The sequence below is a fragment of the Halomonas sp. BM-2019 genome (assembly GCF_017584085.1).
On record NZ_CP071922.1, the window covers coordinates 1,616,771 to 1,619,552 of the forward strand.

Sequence of the window (2,782 nt, forward strand, 5' to 3'; positions counted from 1 at the left end):
GGCGGCATAGAGGGTGCCGCCGGCCTCCAGGGCGCCGAGCCCCAGGGTGCCGGGGACCAGGGCGAGCAGGCCCCAGCGGCGCCGGCGGGGCCGGGCCAGGCTGGCCTCCAGGGCGCGCTCGGCCGGCCCCGGGGGGGCGTCGGCCAGGGGGCGGCTGGCCAGGTCGCTGGCGAAGGGCTCGGCGGGGCGCGGGTCCCGGGGGGGCGGCGACTCGGCCTCGCCGGCCTCCGGGGCAAAGCGCTGGCCCGGGCGCGGGTCGCGGGGTGCGTTCATGACGGCTCGCTCATGACAGCTTGTCTCCGATCAGCCAGTCGAGGGCAGCATCCATGCGGATGTGGGGCAGGGCGCCGCCCTCGAGGGGCAACGGGCGAAAGGCCGGGAAGGAAAAGCCCTGGCGGACCCAGAAGGCGTCGTCGGGCAGGCGTTCGGGCACCTCGCCCGGGAACAGCAGCAGCGGCTCGCCGTCGAGCCCGGTGCCGCGCAGCGCCGGTATGCGCTGGCCGCGGTGCTCCACCTCGCGGGCCACGCTGGCGCGGATCGCCGCCAGGGAGAGGGCGCGCACCGGCACGCTGGCGAAGCGCAGGTCCTTGAGTGGCTCGGCGAGCAGCGCCTCGAGCAGCGCCACCAGGCGGGGGTGCTGCTCGGGGGTGACGTGATCGGCCTTGGTGGCGGCGATGGCCAGGCGGTCGATGCGCGGCGCGAAGAGCCGTGACAGCAGGCTGCGCTTGCCGTAGTCGAAGCTCTGCATCAGGTTGGAAAGCGCCCGGGCCAGGTCCTGGAAGCGCTCGGGCCCGGCGTTCAGGGCGCCGAGCAGGTCCACCAGCACGATCTGGCGGTCGAAGCGGCGGAAGTGGTCGCGGTAGAAGGGCCGCACGATGTGCTGCTGGTAGTACCGGAAGCGCCGCGCCAGGGTGGCGTAGTTGCTCTCGGCGGGCAGGGCGGCCAGGGCGGCGGGGTCGGCCTCGGCCACGCCCGGCAGCGGGAAGAACTGCAGCACGGGGGCGCCGGTGAGATCGCCGGGGAGCAGGAAGCGCCCCGGCTGCAGGTCGGCGAAGCCGGCCTCCCGGGCGGCGCGCAGCCCCTCGGCGTAGCGTTCGGCGATCTCGGCAAGTTGGGCCTCGTCGGCCTCCCCGGCGGGGTCGAGCCCCGCCACGGCGCCGTGCCAGGCGGCGAAGTGGCCGCGGCGCTGCGCGCCGGCCAGGGCCTGCTGGCTCCGGCACCAGCTCGGGTAGTCATGGGCCAGCAGCGGCAGGTCGAGCAGCCACTCCCCCGGGTAGTCGAAGAGGTCCAGGGTGAGCTGGCGGGTGTCGCCGGCCAGCCAGCCGCGCCGGGCCGGCCGGTAGCGCAGGGTCAGGCGCAGCTCGCTGATGCCGCGGGTGGGCTCCGGCCAGCGGGGCGGGGTCTCGGTGAGGGCCGCCATGGCCTGGTCGTAGGGAAAGCGCGGTACGCCCAGGTCCTGCTGGTTGACCCGTCGGGCCCCCAGCAGGCGGCCCTCGCGGGCCGCGGGGAGCAGGTCGAGCCTGGCCTCCAGGCCGGCATGGCGCAGCTGGTTGACCAGCGAGGTGAGGAAGGCGGTCTTGCCCGAGCGGGAGAGCCCGGTCACCGCCAGCCTGAGCTGGCGGTCGCGGCCGCGCTCGAGCAGGTCGTGGAGTTCGCGAGCCAGGGGCTGGCGCATGGGCGTGGCCTCCTGGGCGAGCTCAGCGGGGGGCGGCGAGCATGGCGTACAGGAGCGGGCTCGCCGCGATCAGAAAGCCGCTGCCGGCCAGCAGGTAGCCGGGCAGCCGGTGTCTCGTGCGGTGGACCAGGGTGAGGCCGCCGATGCAGACCACCAGGCCCACCAGGTTGAGGGTGAAGGAGGCCATCTCCATGAAGTGCTGGGGCGACATGCACGCTCCTCGGGTTGTCGTGGACTGCGGGGAATGGTATCAGGAGTCGGGGTGTCCCCGAAGGGGCGACGAGGGAGGAGTGCCATGAGCAGGCTGCCCGACGCCGAGGCGGTGATCCGTTTCTGGTTCGAGGAGCTCGAGCCGCGCCAGTGGTTCCGCCAGGACCCGGCGCTGGACGCCGAGATCGCGGCGCACTTTGCCGAGCTGCTGGCGGCCGCCGGACGCGGTGAGCTGTGGGCGTGGCGCCTCACCGCCCGGGGCCGCCTGGCGGAGGTGATCGTGCTCGACCAGTTCTCGCGCAATATCCATCGGGACACCCCGCTGGCCTTCGCCCGTGATCCGATGGCGCTGGTGCTGGCCCAGGAGGCGGTGGCCCATCGCAGCGATTGCCACCTGGACATTGCCTGGCGCGCCTTCCTCTACATGCCCTGGATGCACAGCGAGTCCCTGGCGATCCATGACGAGGCGCTGCGCCTCTTCGACCAGCCGGGGCTGGAGGAGAACCTGCGTTTCGAGCACCGCCACCGCGATATCATCCTGCGCTTCGGGCGCTATCCCCATCGCAATGCGATACTCGGTCGGCTCTCCACCCCGGAGGAGCTGGCCTTCCTCGAACAGCCGGGCTCGTCGTTCTGAGCCGTTGGCCCGGCGCCCTACCACTGCCAAGGAGAGCTTCATGGGACTGATTGCCTGGTTGATCATCGGCGGCCTGGCGGGCTGGATCGCCGGCCATATCATGCGCGGGGGCGGCTTCGGCATCCTCGGCAATATCGGCGTCGGCGTGGTGGGCGCGGTGATCGGCGGCTTCCTGTTCAGCCTGCTGGGGCTGCAGGCCGGTGGCTTCATCGGTTCGCTGGTCACCGCCATCGTCGGCGCCGTGGTGCTGCTGTGGGTGA

At 73.2% G+C, this 2,782-nt stretch carries 4 protein-coding genes and 1 pseudogene; 2 read left to right on the forward strand and 3 right to left on the reverse strand.

Annotated features, from left to right (window positions below):
- From J5F18_RS08160 to J5F18_RS08170, 3 genes and pseudogenes are all read right to left on the reverse strand, one after another.
- Positions 1 to 273: pseudogene (locus tag J5F18_RS08160) on the reverse strand (TIGR01620 family protein); the annotation flags it as partial.
- A gap of 10 nt (positions 274 to 283) precedes the next feature.
- Positions 284 to 1,675, reverse strand: a complete 1,392-nt coding sequence (locus J5F18_RS08165; RefSeq protein WP_346301771.1) for a YcjX family protein — start codon at positions 1,673 to 1,675, stop codon at positions 284 to 286.
- A 22-nt stretch (positions 1,676 to 1,697) separates the two neighbouring features.
- Positions 1,698 to 1,886, reverse strand: coding sequence for a hypothetical protein (locus tag J5F18_RS08170; protein WP_346301772.1), 189 nt, complete (start codon positions 1,884 to 1,886; stop codon positions 1,698 to 1,700).
- An 84-nt stretch (positions 1,887 to 1,970) separates the two neighbouring features.
- Here J5F18_RS08170 and J5F18_RS08175 point away from each other — a divergent pair, with 84 nt between their 5' ends.
- Positions 1,971 to 2,522, forward strand: a complete 552-nt coding sequence (locus J5F18_RS08175; protein WP_346301773.1) for a DUF924 family protein — start codon at positions 1,971 to 1,973, stop codon at positions 2,520 to 2,522.
- Positions 2,523 to 2,562: 40 nt separating this feature from the next.
- A partial coding sequence (locus J5F18_RS08180) for a GlsB/YeaQ/YmgE family stress response membrane protein (protein WP_346301774.1) occupies positions 2,563 to 2,782 on the forward strand: 220 nt, incomplete at its 3' end.

What these genes read in the sequence shown, in the direction of transcription:
- J5F18_RS08170 (WP_346301772.1), bottom strand. Translation starts at nt 1,886, where the DNA reads ATGTCGCCCCAGCACTTCATGGAGATGGCCTCCTTCACCCTCAACCTG.
- J5F18_RS08165 (WP_346301771.1), bottom strand. Translation starts at nt 1,675, where the DNA reads ATGCGCCAGCCCCTGGCTCGCGAACTCCACGACCTGCTCGAGCGCGGC.
- J5F18_RS08175 (WP_346301773.1), top strand. Translation starts at nt 1,971, where the DNA reads ATGAGCAGGCTGCCCGACGCCGAGGCGGTGATCCGTTTCTGGTTCGAG.